General features: G+C 35.6%; 13 protein-coding genes. 7 read left to right on the top strand and 6 right to left on the bottom strand.

What is annotated here, in order from left to right; translation table 11 throughout:
* Nucleotides 1–29: 29 nt before the first annotated feature.
* From KO524_RS05290 to KO524_RS05275, 4 genes are all read right to left on the bottom strand, one after another.
* Nucleotides 30–881 carry an AraC family transcriptional regulator gene (locus KO524_RS05290; protein ID WP_219291325.1) on the bottom strand — a complete coding sequence of 284 codons (852 nt, stop codon included), beginning with the start codon at nt 879–881 and terminating at the stop codon, nt 30–32.
* A gap of 331 nt (nt 882–1,212) precedes the next feature.
* Nucleotides 1,213–1,548, bottom strand: a complete 336-nt coding sequence (locus KO524_RS05285) for a YciI family protein (RefSeq protein ID WP_219291322.1) — start codon at nt 1,546–1,548, stop codon at nt 1,213–1,215.
* 106 nt (nt 1,549–1,654) lie between these two features.
* On the bottom strand, nt 1,655–2,560 hold the full coding sequence (locus KO524_RS05280; RefSeq protein WP_219291319.1) for a hypothetical protein: 906 nt from the start codon (nt 2,558–2,560) through the stop codon (nt 1,655–1,657).
* 118 nt (nt 2,561–2,678) lie between these two features.
* Nucleotides 2,679–3,068, bottom strand: a complete 390-nt coding sequence (locus tag KO524_RS05275; RefSeq protein ID WP_219291316.1) for a helix-turn-helix domain-containing protein — start codon at nt 3,066–3,068, stop codon at nt 2,679–2,681.
* A 278-nt stretch (nt 3,069–3,346) separates the two neighbouring features.
* Between KO524_RS05275 and KO524_RS05270 the strand changes: the two genes are divergently transcribed.
* Genes KO524_RS05270 through KO524_RS05260 form a run of 3 tightly spaced genes read left to right on the top strand, consistent with a single transcriptional unit; the run spans nt 3,347 to nt 8,202 of the window.
* The gene (locus KO524_RS05270; protein WP_219291313.1) at nt 3,347–3,544 is read left to right on the top strand and encodes a hypothetical protein; all 198 of its coding nucleotides are present in this window, start codon (nt 3,347–3,349) and stop codon (nt 3,542–3,544) included.
* A 14-nt stretch (nt 3,545–3,558) separates the two neighbouring features.
* Nucleotides 3,559–6,711: a SusC/RagA family TonB-linked outer membrane protein gene (locus KO524_RS05265; protein ID WP_219291310.1), complete on the top strand. Its 3,153-nt coding sequence runs from the start codon at nt 3,559–3,561 to the stop codon at nt 6,709–6,711.
* A gap of 12 nt (nt 6,712–6,723) precedes the next feature.
* A complete protein-coding gene (locus KO524_RS05260; RefSeq protein ID WP_219291308.1) occupies nt 6,724–8,202 on the top strand; it encodes a RagB/SusD family nutrient uptake outer membrane protein in 1,479 nt (492 codons plus the stop codon).
* A 180-nt stretch (nt 8,203–8,382) separates the two neighbouring features.
* Here KO524_RS05260 and KO524_RS05255 read toward each other — a convergent pair whose 3' ends face one another.
* Entirely contained in the window at nt 8,383–9,735 is a 1,353-nt protein-coding gene (locus tag KO524_RS05255) for a peptide-N-glycosidase F-related protein (protein ID WP_219291305.1), read from the bottom strand.
* Between the two features lie 411 nt (nt 9,736–10,146).
* On the opposite strand from KO524_RS05255, the gene KO524_RS05250 reads away from it, so the two are divergent.
* Nucleotides 10,147–11,244, top strand: a complete 1,098-nt coding sequence (locus KO524_RS05250) for a DNA alkylation repair protein (protein ID WP_219291302.1) — start codon at nt 10,147–10,149, stop codon at nt 11,242–11,244.
* Nucleotides 11,245–12,123: 879 nt separating this feature from the next.
* Entirely contained in the window at nt 12,124–12,720 is a 597-nt protein-coding gene (locus KO524_RS05245) for an RNA polymerase sigma factor (protein WP_219291299.1), read from the top strand.
* Nucleotides 12,721–12,956: 236 nt separating this feature from the next.
* Here KO524_RS05245 and lgt read toward each other — a convergent pair whose 3' ends face one another.
* A complete protein-coding gene (gene lgt, locus KO524_RS05240) occupies nt 12,957–13,805 on the bottom strand; it encodes a prolipoprotein diacylglyceryl transferase (RefSeq protein WP_219291296.1) in 849 nt (282 codons plus the stop codon).
* A gap of 350 nt (nt 13,806–14,155) precedes the next feature.
* Here lgt and KO524_RS15500 point away from each other — a divergent pair, with 350 nt between their 5' ends.
* On the top strand, nt 14,156–14,491 hold the full coding sequence (locus KO524_RS15500) for a DUF6660 family protein (protein ID WP_370629719.1): 336 nt from the start codon (nt 14,156–14,158) through the stop codon (nt 14,489–14,491).
* A gap of 51 nt (nt 14,492–14,542) precedes the next feature.
* Nucleotides 14,543–18,886: a CusA/CzcA family heavy metal efflux RND transporter gene (locus KO524_RS05235; RefSeq protein WP_219291294.1), complete on the top strand. Its 4,344-nt coding sequence runs from the start codon at nt 14,543–14,545 to the stop codon at nt 18,884–18,886.
* Nucleotides 18,887–18,904 lie beyond the last annotated feature (18 nt).

Raw genomic sequence — 18,904 nt, 5'->3', positions numbered from 1 at the left:
CACGGTCACGAAATGGACAAATGTGACCTTTACTTAGACAAATAAGCTATTTCAGATATACCTCCTCTTTTTCTAAACATTTGAGGGGAAACACGGGTGTGCCTTTTAAAGAATCGGCTAAAATAATACGCATCAGAAAATTGCATTTGAAAAGCTATTTCTTTTATACTATAATTCGTCAAGTGCAACTTCTTTTTGGCCTCTAGAATCAAGCGTTCTTGTATTAATTGCGACGGTGTTTTACCAAAATACTTAAGCGATTTTTTACTCAATAAATTGGTTGAAATATGCAACAATTCGGCGTAATCCATAGGTTTGTGTAACTGTAAAAAATGTTGATCTAGCAATTTTCGAAATTGCTCCATAGATTCATCTTTTACCCGAACATTGGCTTCCAACTCTAACAACTGCAATTTGATATCACTCGATTTCGCCAAAATCAATTGCAAAAAAGAACGCATTACCATTTCGGAATAAACAGCATCGAATTCATTTTGTAATTGTTGTATCCATTGATCAAACAACTGCCAGGTTGTTTCGTCCAAAGCAATCCATGGACGTATATAAATATTGTTAAACAACAAACCGTTGCACCCCACTTCCTCTCGATGTGTTTCAATACAGTAAAAATCGGAATGAAACTTAAGCATGCTATATGACAAACACCCTTGATGATCTAATTGTAAGGTTTGCAGAGGCGTGGCAAACAACAATGCTGGACCCGAAAATTTAAAAGCAACCTCATCAATGCAAAACTCGCCCGTTCCAGCCTCTATCAATAGCAAAGTATATTCCGAGAACCGAATCGGAGAAATCAAGGGATTTTCATCACTTTTTTCTAGTGACAGGAGATGATTGCCCCATTTCGTTTTTTTTTGCATCCTTATACGCTGTACTTACTTTTAAAACTATCTTGTACTATTGTCCTCTTTCGACTTCAAATTTAATGGATTTTTAATTGGTAGTCAATACAAATAATTAAGTAACACCAATTATAAGTTGCCTTTAGCCTACTAATCGAAAGTAGCGGTTCCTACATTGATAACATAAACCTTTATTGATTACTGTGTTTAAGTTACTCTATAACTATCATTTTAAAGTATAATCACAAAGCGGTTGCGGTTCTTACTGTGCTTTTATCTGAGTTAAGGGGCTCACTTTTTATTGGCTGGCTTACGCATTAATGATGCGAAACCCAGCCTTTTTAATTTACTACTTCGTGCGCTGTAAAACTTCCCTCACTTCGATTTTACCGCCCACTTTAAAGATGGGATTGCTTTTAGCTATGGTCACAGCCTCATCCATACTTTGAGCCTGTATAACAAGATAACCACTGATAAAAAAAGAATCAGTATCCTCAACTCGTTCGTCAGCTACGACAGTAGTAGAATATATGGTTTTTGCCGGTATAGGTGCTAAGATATTACCCCGATTTATCACTGTATTGCTATGCATCATAGCTGTCAACCATGCCAAGCGCTCTGCCAATTGTTCTGGACTTGGAACAGCAGCGCTATTTAATCTAAAAATAAGTGTAAATTCTTTCATCTTTAATAAAATTTAAATATTTCAATAAAGACAATCGGAACCTTTGATTAGGGACAATGCTAAAGATTGTTCAATATGGATTAAAATTGTTTGCTAACCGTTCTTTTTAACTATTTTTTTTAATCGTTTTTGAAATTCTGACCGGCAATTTTAAAATGGCTTCAAAACTGATTAAATGTTCGTACTCCACTTTCTGATTGGATCCCAAATGATAAAAACTAGGACGATAGGTCAATCCAAAACTAAAAAATTTGTTTAACTGAAAGGAAGTCGGAAAAACAAGACCCAAGGCATAACTAGTTTTAGTAATTGAAATATGATCTGGTGAATCTACCTTTATATCATAGCCAGAGTTATCAAATTTCCACATATTATGCGAATAGGAAAACCCATACCCCACATTCCATCGATTCCATTTATGATTGTTTGATAGACTCCAATACGCAGACTTTATATTTTCAAAATCATCAAAAGGAGGAGGTATTTTACTAGCTACATAAGTCCCTGAAGTACTTAAATATTGATTGGTTTTATAGTAATAATCAAAACCTAAAGAAATACCAAAAATTCCTGTTTTGTGCTTGATCGGTTCCTGACTCGGTTTCATTACAAACGAATTTAAAGCTGGAATCGATATTCTAAAATAAATATCTCCTTTGTTTTTACGAAATTCTTTACCGAAATATCGACGGTATTTTAAAACGAAAGGTCGTTCGAAAGTCCTTATCGAATCTTCCGAATTTAAATGTACCTCATTACCATAATAAAACCTTTTAGGGTTCGTTAAATCTACTATGTAATTTATTGGTGCTGCAACCTGCCCAACAAGATTAAAATATATAAACTTGGGAGTTAAACGTGATTTTAGTGTATAATCTATATTTAGACTGTCTCCGATAAGCAACATACTCAAATCTTTGCTCGATCTCGTGATTTCAACTTCCGCTGGCAAAGAATAAACTTGATCGTAGACTTTGACCTGGGCCGGAGCCACATTACTTGTCACTTTCATAGTGTATGTTTCTTTGTCTAACATTGTTGCGCAAGACGTAGACAAAGCACATCCTATTAGTAACAAAACTATCTTTTTCATTGTTATGGCTATTATTGTAAACCGAGATTATTATTTTCTAGCGTTTGCTCAATCGATGGTTATCTTCTTCTAATAATTTTATGAGGCGTTCCTTATCTGTCAAACTTGCTTGCAGTAAAAGGTTCATTTCTTTGAGTAATTGCATTTCATTGTTCAACGCTATGCTACCCGTTTTTACCGTTTCATCCGCAAATTCATCATGGCTATAATCTACAAGCATCTCCCCTTTTCCCGTCAGTAACCATATCGGATTAATTTCGGGATAATTAGACAATATACTTTCTAATTTATCCGACCCTAACGATTTAGTATTGTTGATGAGACTGTGAGAAACACCAATTATCTCTGCGAATTTTCTTAAGCTTATTTTCTTAAACTTAATGAAAAATTTAACACGTTCCACTGTACTGTCTAGTATATTATCCAAAACCTATAATGTCTGTTTATCTAATTAATGCAGTTAAAAATAAATAGTGAAAAAAACTGTCATTTTTTTCCCAAAAACTGCTCATTTACCACCCTAAATCAATCAAAATAAAATTTTAACACTCAAAAATGTAATAATAATTATCCAAAAATTTGGATAATGTAAAATATATTATACATTTGGATAGTATAATATCTTATACCCTTGTTTTGAAAATCGAAGCAGTTTGAACAATGCGCAAATATATGCAAATGATTTAACATTAAAAATTGATAATAATGAAAACAACACGAAGAAAATACAACACTTTGGTAATAAATGAAATTTTCATCAAATACGGTTATACAAAAATGTTTATTAGGCAATGTATAAAAGGAGAACGCAACAGTATAACGGCATTAAAGATCGCTGAAGAGTACGAATTACTCAACAAGAAAATACAAGGTGTATTAACCAAATCAAAGAAAATGGACTGAATAAAACAAGTACTATGAAATACAAAAAAAACTTTTTATCTCTATTATGCTTATTGTTTAGCATGACACTTTTTAGTCAAGAAAAAACCATAACGGGTACCGTTAGTGAAAACGGCCAACCCCTTCCTGGAGTTTTGATAACGCTAAAGAGAACGAATCAAGGATCCTTTACGGACTTAGACGGTACTTACAGTATTAAAGCTCAAGAAGGAGATGTTTTAGAGTTTTCTTTTATGGGTATGCAAACTCAAACAGCCATAGTTACCGCTCATAACACCATCAACATGCAACTGAATTATGATGCTTCTGTTTTGGATGATGTAGTCATTATTGCCTATAGTACAGCAAAGAAGAGTTCTTATACTGGATCACTGACACAAATAAATGCTGAAAAATTTGAAAAAAGGGCCTTAACACATGTCTTATCGGCCTTGGAGGGAGCCTCACCTGGCGTTCAAATTTCATCGAGTTCTGGGCAACCTGGTGATGCCCCGAATTTTAGAATTCGCGGAATTAGCTCAGTAAACGGAACTAATGCCCCCTTATATGTTGTTGATGGAGTTCCCTTTTCGGGAACTTTACAAAGTCTTGCCAGTTTGGATATTGAGAGCTTGACCATTCTAAAAGACGCTTCTTCTACAGCTATATATGGTTCGCGTGGTGCCAATGGCGTTGTTATGATAACGACTAAAACCGGAAAAACACCCAAAGAGGAGTTCACATTAAATGCAAGCCAAGGAGTGATAAGTCGCTCTATTCCCGAATACAAAAGAGTTAACGCCAAACAGTATTATCCTTTAATGTGGGAAGCCTATCGCAACAGCTTATCCATGTCTGGGACTACGCCTTTAAACACCGCAAATGAGATGGCTTCTCAAAACATTTACGAATTACTGGGTTACAATCCTTTTAATGTTCCTAATGATCAAATTGTTGGGCAAGATGGAAGGCTAAATCCCAAAGCCTCTCTTTTATACGAAGACGATTTGAATTGGGAAGATGCACTTTCCCGCACGGGAATACGTCAAAATATCGATTTTTCCTATCAAGGAAAATCTACTAGATCAAATTATTATGCTTCATTGAGTTACCTAAAAGAGGATGCCTATATACAAAATTCCGATTTCGAACGAATTACAGCTAGAGTAAATATCAATACCCAATTTAAAGAATGGTTAAAAACCGGAATTAATTTATCTGGATACCAGTCCGATTCCAATCAAGCTGTTGACGGTGTTGCCAACTCAAATGCATATGTAAATCCCTTTAGCTTCATTAGAAATATGGGGCCTATTTATCCGATATATTTACACAATCCAGAAACTGGAGCCTATATACTAGATGCAGATGGAGAGCGGATTTTCGATTCTGGTAATAGGGATGAGATTCGTCCTGCAGGTGCTTCAAGCGGCCGTCATGTAATTCAAGAAACCTTATTAAACAAAGATCGGCAACGAGATTTGTCTATTAGTGCACGAACCTATGCCGAATTTAAGTTTCTCGACTACTTTACTTTTACCGCCAATTTAGCATTAGATAAAACCCATCGAAACATACAGGGTTACACTAATTCCGTTATTGGTGATGCCGTTGGAGCTGGTCGTGCAGAGCGTAATAGTACCTTATATACCGGTGTGACTTACAATCAATTATTAAACTATAGTCACCAAATCAAGCGCCATCAAATCAATGCTTTATTGGGGCATGAAAACTTTGATTATAGCTTTGATCGGGTACGAGGAACAAAAACGGGACAAATTGTTGAAAACAATTTCGAGTTAATCAATTTTGTATCGACTAACCGATTTTATTCGCTGTTGCGAAACTACAGTTCAGAATCCTACTTTTCTAGATTAGAATACAATTTCGATAATAAGTATTTTTTTTCCTCTTCCTATAGACGCGACGGTTCCTCCAAATTCTCTAAGGAAAACCGTTGGGGTAATTTTTGGTCGCTAGGCGCTTCGTGGAGATTGGATCAAGAAAACTTTATTAAAAACGTGGAATGGATTAGTGCGTTAAAACTGCGATCTTCTTATGGAGAAGTAGGAAATGATTCTTTTACCAATCATAGTGATTTGAGTTTCTATTCCTATCAAGCTCTATTTGAATTGGGAATTAACAATGGAAATGAAGCGGGAATTCTAGCCGAAACTATAGAAGCTCCTAAGTTAAAATGGGAAGTCAATACTCAAAAAGACATAGCAGTAGAATTTTCATTATTTAAACACCGTATTAAGGCCACTGTCGAATATTATCACCGCCAGACCGATGAGTTGATTTTTGAAGTACCCAATCCATTAACGGTAGGTTTGGATACGAGAATAGAAAACATTGGCTCCATGTACAATCGCGGCTTTGAATTTTCACTGGATACAGAATTGATTAAAACCCCGAAATTCACTTGGAATTTTATAGTAAATGCGGCTACTATTAAAAATCAATTTACAAAACTGCCCCAAGACGAAATTATATCAGGTAGCAAAAAATTTGTCGTTGGAGGTTCCATATATGATTATTGGTTGAGAGAATGGTATGGAGTTGATCCCGCCGATGGCGCTGGGCTCTTTATCGCAAGCGATGAAAGTGTTGAAGTCGGAGCTACCGATTTACGTACTATCAACGGCATCACTGTGACTACGAATCCCAACAATGCCAAATACAATTTTGTAGGTAATGCGCTACCCAAACTCTATGGTAGTTTTGGCAGTAATTTTAAATACAAAGGCATCCAATTGGATTTTCTATTCACTTATCAATTAGGTGGAAAAACATATGATTCGAATTACGCCAGTTTAATGCATGGAGGAAACTATGGAAATGCTTCCAGTACTGATATTGAAAACCGTTGGCAACAGCCGGGTGACAACACCTCTGTTCCCCGATTGGATAGTGCCCAACGAACACTGTATGGATCATCCAGTAGTCGCTGGTTAATCGATTCCAGTTATTTAAGCTTAAAACAAATGACCTTATCCTATGATTTCGATACTGATTTGACTAAAAAACTAGGTGTAGAACAAGTGAGATTATACGCCAATGGAGAAAACTTATTCGTAACCTCTAAAAGAAAAGGGTTGGATGTAGGACAAAACTTTAATGGTACAACACAAAATAGATTTTTGCCTGCAAGAATCGTATCTGTGGGATTTAATTTAAAATTTTAAAAGACACTTATTATGAAATATGCTCATTTTATTACCGCAGTATTAATCGGAATTCTTTTTTCCTGTTCTAGTGATTATTTAGATCATGTTCCAACCGAGTCCATTGATGAAAAAGATGCCATATCGACTACAGAAAATTTATATGTGGCTCTAAATGGTATTCATCGTTCCCTATATCTCCGATACGAGTCGCAAGGCGAAGGAGGAATTGGCGGTGTAATGATTCAGTCAGATGCTCTAGGCGAAGATGTTGTTATGACGAGTTCTGGAAACGGCTGGTACAATCGGGATTATCAATGGTTAGCACATACAGATGCCAATACGGGAGCAAATTTATTTCCTTATAGGCTATTCTATCGAATTAATAGAAATGCCAACATTATTATCAATAATGTCGATGCAGCAATTGGTCCTGTGGAAGACAAAAACGTATTAAAGGGACAAGCTTTAATATATCGTGCTTACTGCCATTTTCAGCTGGTTCAGCTCTATGCCAAACGATATCAACCGAATACGACCAACCATCAATTAGGTATTCCGATTGTACTTACCAAAGAGTTAAGTACCCCTACTAGAGCGAGTGTCGAAGCTGTGTACACACAAATAAATCTCGATCTAGACGAAGCGATTACTCTTTTAGAAGAGTACCGTCGCAGCAATAAATCACATCTTAACAAACAAATAGCTCAAGGTTTAAAAGCTCGTGTGGCTTTGGTTCAAGGCAATTGGAATACGGCAGCAAATATGGCCCGTGAAGCACGCCAAGGTTTTACTTTGATGAGTCGCAATATGTATCGATCGGGATTTAACGATTATCAAAATCCGGAATGGATGTGGGGAAGTCATATTATTATTGATCAGACCATATACTTTGCCAATTTTGGGGCTTTTATGTCTCGAAATTATAGCTCGGCAAACATTAGAAGCAATCCAAAAGCTATCAACAGCACTTTATACGATCAAATAGCTAGTACCGATGTACGTGCTACTTTGTTTGACCCTACTGGACAACATCTTGATATGCCAGACGGATATGTTTTACTACCGGCCTTTAGTAAAAGACCTTACACCAGTCAGAAATTCTTGGCAGTGAGTAGTTCCGATAGCCGTATGGATGTACCGTATATGCGCGCGGCAGAAATGTATTTAATAGAAGCAGAAGCCAAAGCGAGATTGAATGAAGCCGATGCCAATCAAGTCTTATTCGACTTGGTAACCATCCGAGATCCAGAATATAAGTTGTCTGTAAAAACAGGACTAGAATTAATTGATGAAATACACTTACATAGGCGTATTGAGCTATGGGGCGAAGGCTTTCGATTTTTTGATTTAAAACGAACAGATGCTCCACTAGATAGAACCAATTCCAATCACTCCAACACCCTTACCAGTGGCTTGTTGTCGGTTCCGGCGGGTGATAATCGCTGGCAATGGTTAATACCACAAAAAGAAATAAATGCCAATCCATTAATAGAACAAAATCCCATTTAAAATAAATGTATTTTCCATAATTGTTTTTAGTTGGTTTTTTTAGTGGTTTCTTCCTTAGACCACTAAAAAGTGTAATTGGATTGTCTCGAGGTGTTTTACAACAACTTTGAGCAATCCAATTACCATTTTATCGCCTATAAGATTCGTTTTATTAATGTCAAATCAGCACTCCTAAAAAATTTAATATTTCATAACTTTTCGTGTGGTAACTGCTCCATTTTCCCACTGAATATTCAAGAAATATATTCCTGAAGAAAAAGAAGTTAAATCGATGATACCGGCTTTGGTTTCTGTAATCTTCTTACCAGATAAATCCACGATTACCACAGTAGAAATGGTTTGATCCGAAACCACATTGATATGATTATGAGTTGGATTCGGATATATAGATAAATCGGGTTGGTATAAATCGTCTATACTTGCTGTATAGGGTTTTGTATGGGCTTGCAAATAAAGAGAAATGGGTATTTTCCCATCATTCCCAACAAATTCAGCTTGTGGTACGTCTAAAGCAAAAGTATGTGTCCCTGCTGCAACGGTTCCCAAATCAATAATTCGTATTGGAATTATATTGCCGGGACACCAATTGTTCCATGAAGTCCAAGAAGCCTCGCTTTTAGGTGTAGGTCCATAAATTCCATTAGCTTGCGTATTATAGATTCTAAAAGGTTCACAAGAAATCCCTCCCGGTTTGTATTGCAATTTTAAACTTTCATCAAAATAGGCATAATGTTCTCTTCGCACATATTCTTCACCTCCTTCTCCAGCCCCGTGATTGGATGTAATCAAATACAGCTTGGCATTGTAAATAGTGTTTTCTACGTTGAAACTGATTGTTTTTTTGCTTTGCCCCACAACGTCGCTTGCCCCTTCTTGATAATTGTTTAAATCGTGTTTTAGGAAAAGCTGTTTTAAATACAAATCATCTACTACCTCTGCTGCGTCGGAAGGCTGATTAGAAATAATATCAACTGTACCGTAAAACACGTCTATCCGTCCTGAACAGCCCGCTACTTGTGTCTGCGCAGCATAAGGCACCCCAAACACTTCAAGTTCCATCCAAATATCGTAGTTAGCATTGGTCTCATTATCCTTAAAAATTCTGCTAATATTACTTAAATCATAATTATATGGTACGGTATTGGGCGTTTTATTTTTATTCATAAAAGGCGTGATATATCTCGCTATTTCTATGCGTTTTACGCCTGCTCCATTTAGCTCATATGTAGTTTGTCCCTTCGGCACTAAAGCCAAGTTGACATTTCCAATACGATCGTAATTATCACAGGCGGCTTTAATCTTAACCTCTAAGGTGATTTCCGTTCCAAAAGCCGCCAATTGTGCGGCTGATATTTTGGTGGCATACAAATCATTTCGGTGTCGAATAACGCCCGCTGCTACCGGTTCAGTTACTGTTGCCGCATAACCGTCATAAAACAGAACTTCATTAAAAATCCGAGTTGTCGTTTGCTGCGAATAACCACTAATACCCGCTGTTACTAGAAAAAATAGTGATAGTAATTTTATTTTCATACTGTTCATTTAAGAGTTAATTGTATTTAACATAAATGCGCTAATAAGCACATCATCAAATATATAAAAATACCAACAAAAACAAAATTACAACTTATTATATTTAATAAAAACCGTTAATTAAACCATTTTTACTAAATAAACAGCTCCTTATTTATCTCAAAAGCAATAAAATTTCCAAGTTTATCAGGAGTACAATAGATTTTAAATGCGCTTAGCAATTGGCAAAAAAACAAAGATTTACTGAAATATAAAAAAGCTTAAATGTCGCTTACTAAAATTTCGGTAAAATAAGGATTTAAGTCGGAAATTATTTTAAATAAAAACCAGCAAATTTAGTAAGGGTAGGTTTGAAAAAATATAAAAGTAGTAAATTTACCCTTTACTATTATTTACCATTATACAACTACCATGGCTCTGATTAAGGATATCTATAATGAGGTTTTTTTTAAACAGCTTACGGCTGTATTAAACGAAGTCATCCCAGATTTTAAGGAATCTCTTTTTATCGAAAAAATATACGCAAATCAATTTTTAGAAAAAGAATGGAAAGACCGCATGCTGCACGTTACTGAGGTTTTGCATGTATTTATGCCCGCAGACTTTAATCGAGCCGCTCCTTTACTCATGGACCTAATTACTGTATTGCAGCAGCAAAACAATCAAGAAGAAAAGCTTGCGTATATATTCTTGGCAGAATACATTTCCAAATACGGTATCCACGATATGAAAACCGCCATTCCCCTTTTAGAGCACACCACTCAATTTATCAGTTGTGAATTTGCGGTAAGACCATTTATACTAAAATACCCCGAACCCATGTTGCTTCAGCTGTACTTATGGTCGCAACACGAAAATTACAAGGTACGTCGCTTTGCTAGTGAAGGATCTCGCCCTAAACTCCCCTGGTCTATGGCATTACCTTTGTTGCAAAAAGACCCTACTTTGTCTTTTAAGATATTGGAAAACTTAATAGATGATGTACATCCATGGGTTAGAAAAAGTGTTGCGAATCACTTAAATGACATCTCTAAAGACAATCCTGAAAAAGCGCTAATATTTGCAAAAAAATGGAAGAATAACAGTATCGAAAGCGCAGCCATCATCAAACACGGTATGCGAACCTTATTAAAACAAGGCCAGCCCGATGTACTTGCTTTGTACGACTTAGATGCTGTTGGAATAGAAGTTAGTAAATTCAAAATAAACACGCCATCAGTAACTATCGGAACTGTTTTAGACTTTGAATTTCAAATCGAAAACCATAATCTATTGGACAAAATCATTCGTTTGGAATATGCCGTTTACTATCAAAAGGCCAATGGACAATTAAATAAAAAAGTCTTTAAAATCAGTGAACGTTCTTTTAAACCCTTAGAAAAAAGCATGGTTAAACGCAAACAGTCCTTTAAAATAATCACTACTCGTGTTTTTTATACCGGTTTGCATCAATTAACACTGATTATTAATGGTCAAGAATCAGAAAAACTCGACTTTCAATTGATTTAATACTGTTTTACAAATGTAAAACCAGCATTCCTATAGGAATTTTCTAATTACCCACTTAAGGCATTCGCTTTAAGTGGTTGTCCCTTCTCAAGCCATTGTTTTTAATAGGTTTTGCATGTATATTTTTACGACTTGACTTAGAGTTACAACTTTTTCGCTTATATAAAAAACTAATAATTGGTTGCTAAAGTCATTTAATTCGTTGATAATATACTGCGAACTGTATTTTTTTACAACATACCACTTAATCTATTTGATGCTTATACAATTCTAAAAATCGTTGTGAATATATTTCCAAAAAAAAGCAATGCATTCCGATAAAGCAATTGCAAATTTTAGTTTTAGAGTAGCTTGCATTTGGAACCAATAAAAAATTTATAGTGTTCTTTTACAATTAACAAAAATTCACTTTTAGAAAAAAAATTAAAAACTCCTACTCTATTTAAAATTTAAGCGGAACAAAGCACGAAATGGAAAATAAAGTTTCTTTCATTATTTGCTTTTACATTAAAAAAATGGGTTGTATTTTTAATTTTATAAACATTGACAAACTGATTTACAAAGTTTTCCTAAAATATAAACGCTGAAATCTTCTAAATCAAAAAAAAGTAAATTATATAAATGACAATAAAAATTCTAAAACCTCTAAAGATAAATACCTTATTATAATTATTGCGTAAAATGACTAAATTATAATATTAATTAATTTGGAATTTTATATAATTTATAATATTAAGTTTAAAAATATTATTGTTAAAACTGTAATATTTAAATATAAAGCAAGTCTATACAAGTATAGACGGTCTCCTATGCAAATAAAACTTTATAGTAAGAGCCTATAGTAAAAGCCTAAGAAATTAATAACTCAAAAAAATTCAATTGGAAACCATAAACCATCATAAAATTGATTCTTTGATTGCATTGTGTAAAGTCGGTGATGCTAAAGCTCAGTATGAAATTTACAATCGATTTTATAAAGCTATGTACGCTATTGCTTATAAAATGGTTAATGATCGAAGCTTGACAGAAGACATACTACAGGAATCTTTTTTAAATGCGTTTTTAAGTATGGATCAATTTAAAAATGAAGCCACTTTTGGAACATGGTTAAGAAAAATTGTGGTTAATAAGTGTATTGATGCTTTAAATAAAAAGCGTAAAATCATATTAGAGGATATCAGTACGGTACTAAATACACTGATCGATGAGAACAGTAAAGAAGATGCCTCTGATTACGAACAATTTCGAACCGATCAAATTGTAGATATCATCTATTCCTTAAAAGGGAAAAGTAAAATTATTATAATACTTTACTATATCAAGGGATATGGTAAAAGAGAAATCTGTGATGTTATGAATATTAAATTGACCAATTTTCATACTATTATGTTTAGAGCAAAAAAAGATTTAAAAAGAAAAATGTACGTAGAACGAAATCAAATTTTTTATAGTGATATAGCACAAGAACGAAGATAATTATTTTCCATCTGGAATGGTTAATAACAAAAATAATCGTTTACTCACACGACCACTTGTTTTTTTTTACACACCTAGCATTCAATAAATTGGATAACAATTGTATGCTTTTAAGAATCCGAAAAATTTAAGTGTTTTTATAAACCAATTGTTATTAAGACACCCTAAATTAAGTAGGGTTTTTATGATTGGGCAGTCGGGGGGACTGCCCAATCTCTTTAGTTTATAAAGGGTTTTTAATTGTCAGTATGACTGGTTTCTATTACAAACTCATCTGTTGATTTTGACCTTAGAAACACTAGAAAAATCCCTACTAGTATAAAAGGAATACTGAGTAATTGTCCCATGTTAAATAGCATATCATTCTCAAATAACTCCTGATTTTCTTTAAAAAATTCTATTATAAAACGAGCACTAAACATTAGAATTAGAAAATATCCAAATAACACTCCCTTTACACTTTTGTCTCTTTTAGCGTATAAAAACCATAAAATAACCGATATTAGTAAATAGGAAAAGGCCTCATAAAGCTGGGTCGGATGACGCGCAATTAAATCATCTTGTGCAAATACCACTCCCCAATTACCTTGGGTTGGCTTTCCATATATTTCGGAATTCATAAAATTACCAAAGCGAATAAAAGCCCCGGCTATAGGAATGCCAATAGCAACACAATCCAATAACCACAACATGTTCATCTTGTTTTTTCTACAAAATAAATAAATGGCAATCAATACCCCGACCGCACCCCCATGACTCGCTAATCCCGTAAAACCCGTAAAGGTGAATTTGCCCGATTCCATCGTAAAAGGCAATAAAATCTCTAAAGGATGCTGGGAAAAATATTCGAAATCATAAAACAAGCAATGCCCCAATCGCGCTCCTAATAAGGTTCCTACAAAGATGTATATCAATAAACGATCCAAATATTGCAACGGAATTCCCTCCCGTTTAAATATAATGCTGACCAACTTATATCCCAATAATATACCCAAACCAAACAACAACCCATAATAGCGAACGGTTAATGCTCCTACATTTATCATCTCAGGATTTACATCCCATATTAGCACTCCATCATTCATTTTTTTTCTTTTTTTAGTATGCGTGTTTAACTATTTGAAAAACGATTGTTTTCAAAAGAATCGTTTTTAAATCTCAAGGGCTCAAAGCTACTATAAAATACAAACGCATCTCCATTTTATACAAACTAAAATTCAAGCTTATTTTACGTATTATTCGTCTTTTTTACTAGCCACTGTAAATTATCAATTAGCGCTTTCCCTTTGGTGTTGTTGATGCTAAAAACATCCATAACAATCTTTATTTAAACACAGTCTTTCGATGGTAATAGGTAATGCAACAGTCTTGCAAAGTCACAACAAAAAATATTGGATGTAGAATATTTTAACTAAAATAGCTTACTTTTGTTTCAATGAAAAATGGAAGACAAATAATAATTGTTGCAATATCAGTACTTATGTTAGTACTGGCACTACTTCCATGCGCTGACCGCAACAGTTTAATTTCCGCTAATAGTCCCTTAACTCATGTTGCTGCTGTACCCGATCAACATAGTGGAATGGATATGTGTAGTCCATTTTGTGTTTGCAATTGTTGTACTTCACCTATTTTGATTAAGAATGTCTTTTTGTTTGAAGCGGTTTCCCTTCCAAAAATATCATTAAAAACTTTTGATTATTACCAATCTTTTATAACTACAGTACTTCATTTTATCTGGAAACCTCCACGTATAGTATATTTTAATTAAATACTTATAGAGTCGAATAGACTTTACTTCCATTAATTTTAATATACTATTATGTTAGATAGAATCATACATTTTAGTATCCATAATAAATTTATCATTGGACTATTTACACTGGCTTTAATTCTAGTGGGAAGTTATTCGTTGATGAATTTACCTATGGATACACAGCCTGATATTACTAATAATCAGGTACAAATCATAACCAGTTCTCCGACACTTGCCACTCAGGAGGTTGAGAAATTTATTACTTATCCGATTGAACAAGCGGTCAAAAGTATTCCCAAGATTGTGGAATTACGTTCCATAAGCCGTTTTGGTTTAAGCGTAGTTACTGTCGTTTTTAAAGAAGAAGTTGATATTTATTGGGCGCGAAATCAAGTTTCCCTGCACTTAAAATCAGCAGAGGAAGTGATTCCAAAAAACGTAGGGAGTCCAGAATTAGCTCCGGTTAGTACGGGTTTGGGCGAAATTTACCAATACATTGTTTATCCCGAAACGGGATATGAGGATGAGTTTAGTCCGATGGAACTCAGAACCATACAGGACTGGATTATCAAACCTCAATTGATCGGTATTCCCGGTGTTGCAGAAATCAATACTTTAGGAGGCGAACTCAAGCAATATGAAATTTCCGTTCAGCCAGACCGCTTAAAAAGCATGAATACCAATATTGCCGAAATATTTGATGCTTTAGAACGCAATAATGAAAATACAGGCGGTGCCTATATCGACAAAAAGCCTTACGCCTATTTTATACGCAGTATCGGAATGATCAGTTCTATGGAAGATATAGAAAAGATTGTGGTGAAAACCACTAACGGCATTCCCGTTTTAATCCGCGATGTGGCTACAGTACAAATCGGTAGTGGTATTCGCTATGGTGCTGTGACTAAAGATGGTAAAGGTGAAGAAGTCAGCGGTATGGTTATGATGCTCAAAGGCGGAAACAGTAAAGTGGTTGTCAATTTGGTTAAAGAAAAGATGGACCAAATCCGCAAGTCATTGCCAAAAGGTGTTCTGATTGAACCGTTTATAGACCGAACGACTCTAGTAGACAAAACCATTAACACCATTCAAACCAACTTGATTGAAGGAGCTTTAATTGTGGTTTTTGTACTGGTGATGTTGTTGGGTAATTGGCGTGCGGGTATAGTAGTAGCATCGGTAATTCCGCTGTCTATGTTATTTGCCATCAGTTTGATGAAGGCCTTTGGTGTTAGCGGTAACTTAATGAGTTTGGGGGCTATTGATTTTGGGCTTATAGTCGATGGGGCCGTGATTGTCGTTGAGGCCATTTTACATCGTTTGCAAATAGGCAAAAAAACCAAGCTCACCAAACAGCAGATGAATACGATGGTTTATGAAGCCTCGTCCAAAATACGAACCAGTGCTTCCTTTGGTGAAATCATTATTTTAATTGTCTATCTACCGATACTGGCTTTGGTTGGTATAGAAGGTAAAATGTTTGGCCCAATGGCGCAAACGGTATCCTTTGCCATACTCGGCGCATTTATATTGTCGTTAACCTATGTGCCGATGATGACCTCATTAGTGCTTAAAAAGGAAAGTGGCAAGGATAAACCGAACTTTAGCGACCGCATTATCCAAGCTATTTATAATGTATATGAGCCTATATTACACAAGGCGATGAAGCTAAAAAAAACACTTTTACTCTTGGCATTCTCCGCGTTGGCTGTAGCTTTATTAGTCTTTAATCAACTCGGAGGTGAATTTATTCCCACCTTAGATGAAGGCGATTTAGCAACGCATGTCATTATATCGTCGGGCAGTTCCTTGTCACAGGAAATTGAAACAACCACTAAGGCTGAAAAAATCCTAAAGGATCGTTTTCCCGAAGTAAAGATGATTGTTACCAAGATTGGAAGTGCCGAAATCCCAACGGATCCAATGCCAATGGAAGCCGGAGATATGATCATTGTTTTAAAGGATAAAAGCGAATGGACCTCTGCCAAAACTAAGGAGGAACTCATGCACTTAATGGAAGACGCTTTACAGGAAATTCCAGGTATTACTACGGAATTTTCCCAGCCAATTCAAATGCGTTTTAACGAATTAATGACTGGCGTTCGAAGCGATGTAGCCATTAAAATATTTGGTGAAGATTTGGAAAAACTCGTAAGCAAAGGAGAGGAAATACAGGGCTTAATTCAAAATATACCCGGTGTAACAGATCCTAAACTTGAGCGTGTTGCCGGCTTGCCTCAAATTGCCATACGTTACAACAAAGACAAACTTGCTTTATACGGATTGAATATCGGTGATATCAACAAAATAGTACGAACGGGTTTTGCAGGTGAAATTGCAGGTACGGTCTATGAAGGCGAAAAACGCTTTGATTTAGTGGTACGAATGGCTGAAAACAACCGTCAAGATATCACTAATATTAAATCTTTATTTATTACCCTTCCATCCGGCCATCAAATTCCGTTAGAACAAGTTGCTGATATTGATTATGAGGACGGGCCTATGCAAATCAGTCGAGAAGATGGACGTCGTAGAATTGTTTTAGGTTTCAATGTTAGAGGTACGGATGTGCAGACCGTGGTGGAACAAATTCAGAATAAACTAGATGCACAATTGGTCTTACCCGAAGGCTATTATTTGACTTATGGTGGTCAATTTGAAAACCTGGTACAAGCCAACCAACGCTTATCTATAGCAATACCTATAGCGTTGTCGCTCATTTTTGTTTTGCTGTTTTTCACTTTTAAGTCTGTAGCACAAAGTTTGATGGTTTTCACTGCCATTCCCCTTTCTGCCATCGGAGGAATTGCCGCATTGTGGTTACGCGACATGCCTTTTAGCATTTCTGCAGGTGTAGGATTTATTGCGCTATTTGGTGTGGCTGTATTAAATGGAATTGTTTTAATCGGTCAATTCAACAGCCTTAAGAAAGAAGGAATTACTTCCATAGAGGAACGCATATTTCAAGGCACTAAAATTCGTTTAAGACCGGTAATTTTAACCGCTGCTGTAGCCTCTTTAGGTTTCTTACCTATGGCCCTGAGCACGGGTGCTGGTGCTGAAGTTCAAAAACCGTTAGCGACCGTTGTAATTGGCGGACTGCTCACAGCAACTCTATTGACTTTGATTATTTTGCCGATATTATACTACTATGTAGAACGTGGATTTTCATTTAAATTCCCTAAAAAAGCTGCAGTTGTCTTATTTTTCATTGGACTGCCATTGCTGTCTTTCGCTCAAGAGCAACCGAAGAAAAACTTAAATCAACTGATAGAAATGGCCTTGGAAAACAATTTAAACCTCAAGGCCAATCACTTGGAAACTCAAGTACAAAAGCAATTGCAAAAAACGGCTTTTGACTTACCTAAAACCGAGTTGACTTCAAATTTCGGGCAACTGAATTCTACCGAGGAGCGCGATGTCGATTTTGGTATTTCGCAAAGCTTTAATCCCTTTGTAATACATAGTCGTAAACAACTTTTAAAGCAAAATTTTGAAGCTAGTGAATTGCAATATACCGCTGCGGAAAGGCAATTGGTACGTCAAATCAAAGAATCGTGGTACAACCAATGCTTTTACTTGGAAAAAGAAAAATTACTAAACGAACAAAACAACTTGTTACTACAATTTAGTAATTCGGCAATATGGCGTTATAAAACCGGCGAAACAAATGTTATGGAAAGCCAGGTGGCACAACTTAAACAACAAGAACTCGAAATTCAAATAAAGCAAAACAAAGCGGTACTGGCCAATTTAAGAAGAACGATGAAAACCCTGCTTAATACCACTATGGATTTTGATCTGGAAGCGCCAACTTTAGAAATTACTAATCTCAATTTTTTGGAAACAGCAGCTGTTTCCAACAGTACTTTGATACGTCAAGCCGACAAAAAAATTGAGATGGTAACCGCAGAAAAGAACGTCAACAGAGCCGCCTTAATGCCCGATCTTAGTCTTGGATATGGCATAGCATCCTTAGCGGGTATGGAACAAACTAATGGAGTACCCAAATCTTATGGTAGTCAACCGCGTTTGTCATCATTTACTGTTGGAATTGCGATACCCATTTTTTCTGGTAGCCAACGAGCAACTGTCAAAGCGGGTACTTATGAGATTGAAAAAGCGACTCTTGAAAAGCGTTATTTGGAACAGGAAATCACTCAATCGGTTGCACAACAGCAAGAGTGGATTACAACCCAACAAACCCTAATCGAGTACTACCAAAAATCGGCCTTACCACAGTCCGAAACCCTGAGTAGTCACGCTTTAAAAACATATCAAAGCGGAGGCATATCCTATGTAGAATATCTACAAGCTGTCGAAACTTCGCTGTCGGTGAAATTGAATTATAAGGAGGCCTTATTGCAATTACAACTTGCACACGCTAATTTAGAGTACTTACTAAAATAATGTAGTTCTAATAGAATC

It is taken from the genome of Flavobacterium sp. NKUCC04_CG (genome assembly GCF_019345525.1).
In the GTDB taxonomy this organism is placed as follows: Bacteria; Bacteroidota; Bacteroidia; order Flavobacteriales; family Flavobacteriaceae; genus Flavobacterium.
This window is presented reverse-complemented; position numbering and strand designations above follow the sequence as displayed.

Coding starts and splice junctions, on each gene's coding strand:
- KO524_RS05290 (WP_219291325.1), bottom strand. CDS start 881: ATGCAAAAAAAAACGAAATGGGGCAATCATCTCCTGTCACTAGAAAAA.
- KO524_RS05285 (WP_219291322.1), bottom strand. CDS start 1,548: ATGAAAGAATTTACACTTATTTTTAGATTAAATAGCGCTGCTGTTCCA.
- KO524_RS05280 (WP_219291319.1), bottom strand. CDS start 2,560: ATGAAAGTGACAAGTAATGTGGCTCCGGCCCAGGTCAAAGTCTACGAT.
- KO524_RS05270 (WP_219291313.1), top strand. CDS start 3,347: ATGAAAACAACACGAAGAAAATACAACACTTTGGTAATAAATGAAATT.
- KO524_RS05265 (WP_219291310.1), top strand. CDS start 3,559: ATGAAATACAAAAAAAACTTTTTATCTCTATTATGCTTATTGTTTAGC.
- KO524_RS05260 (WP_219291308.1), top strand. CDS start 6,724: ATGAAATATGCTCATTTTATTACCGCAGTATTAATCGGAATTCTTTTT.
- KO524_RS05255 (WP_219291305.1), bottom strand. CDS start 9,735: ATGAAAATAAAATTACTATCACTATTTTTTCTAGTAACAGCGGGTATT.
- KO524_RS05250 (WP_219291302.1), top strand. CDS start 10,147: ATGGCTCTGATTAAGGATATCTATAATGAGGTTTTTTTTAAACAGCTT.
- lgt (WP_219291296.1), bottom strand. CDS start 13,805: ATGAATGATGGAGTGCTAATATGGGATGTAAATCCTGAGATGATAAAT.
- KO524_RS15500 (WP_370629719.1), top strand. CDS start 14,156: ATGAAAAATGGAAGACAAATAATAATTGTTGCAATATCAGTACTTATG.
- KO524_RS05235 (WP_219291294.1), top strand. CDS start 14,543: ATGTTAGATAGAATCATACATTTTAGTATCCATAATAAATTTATCATT.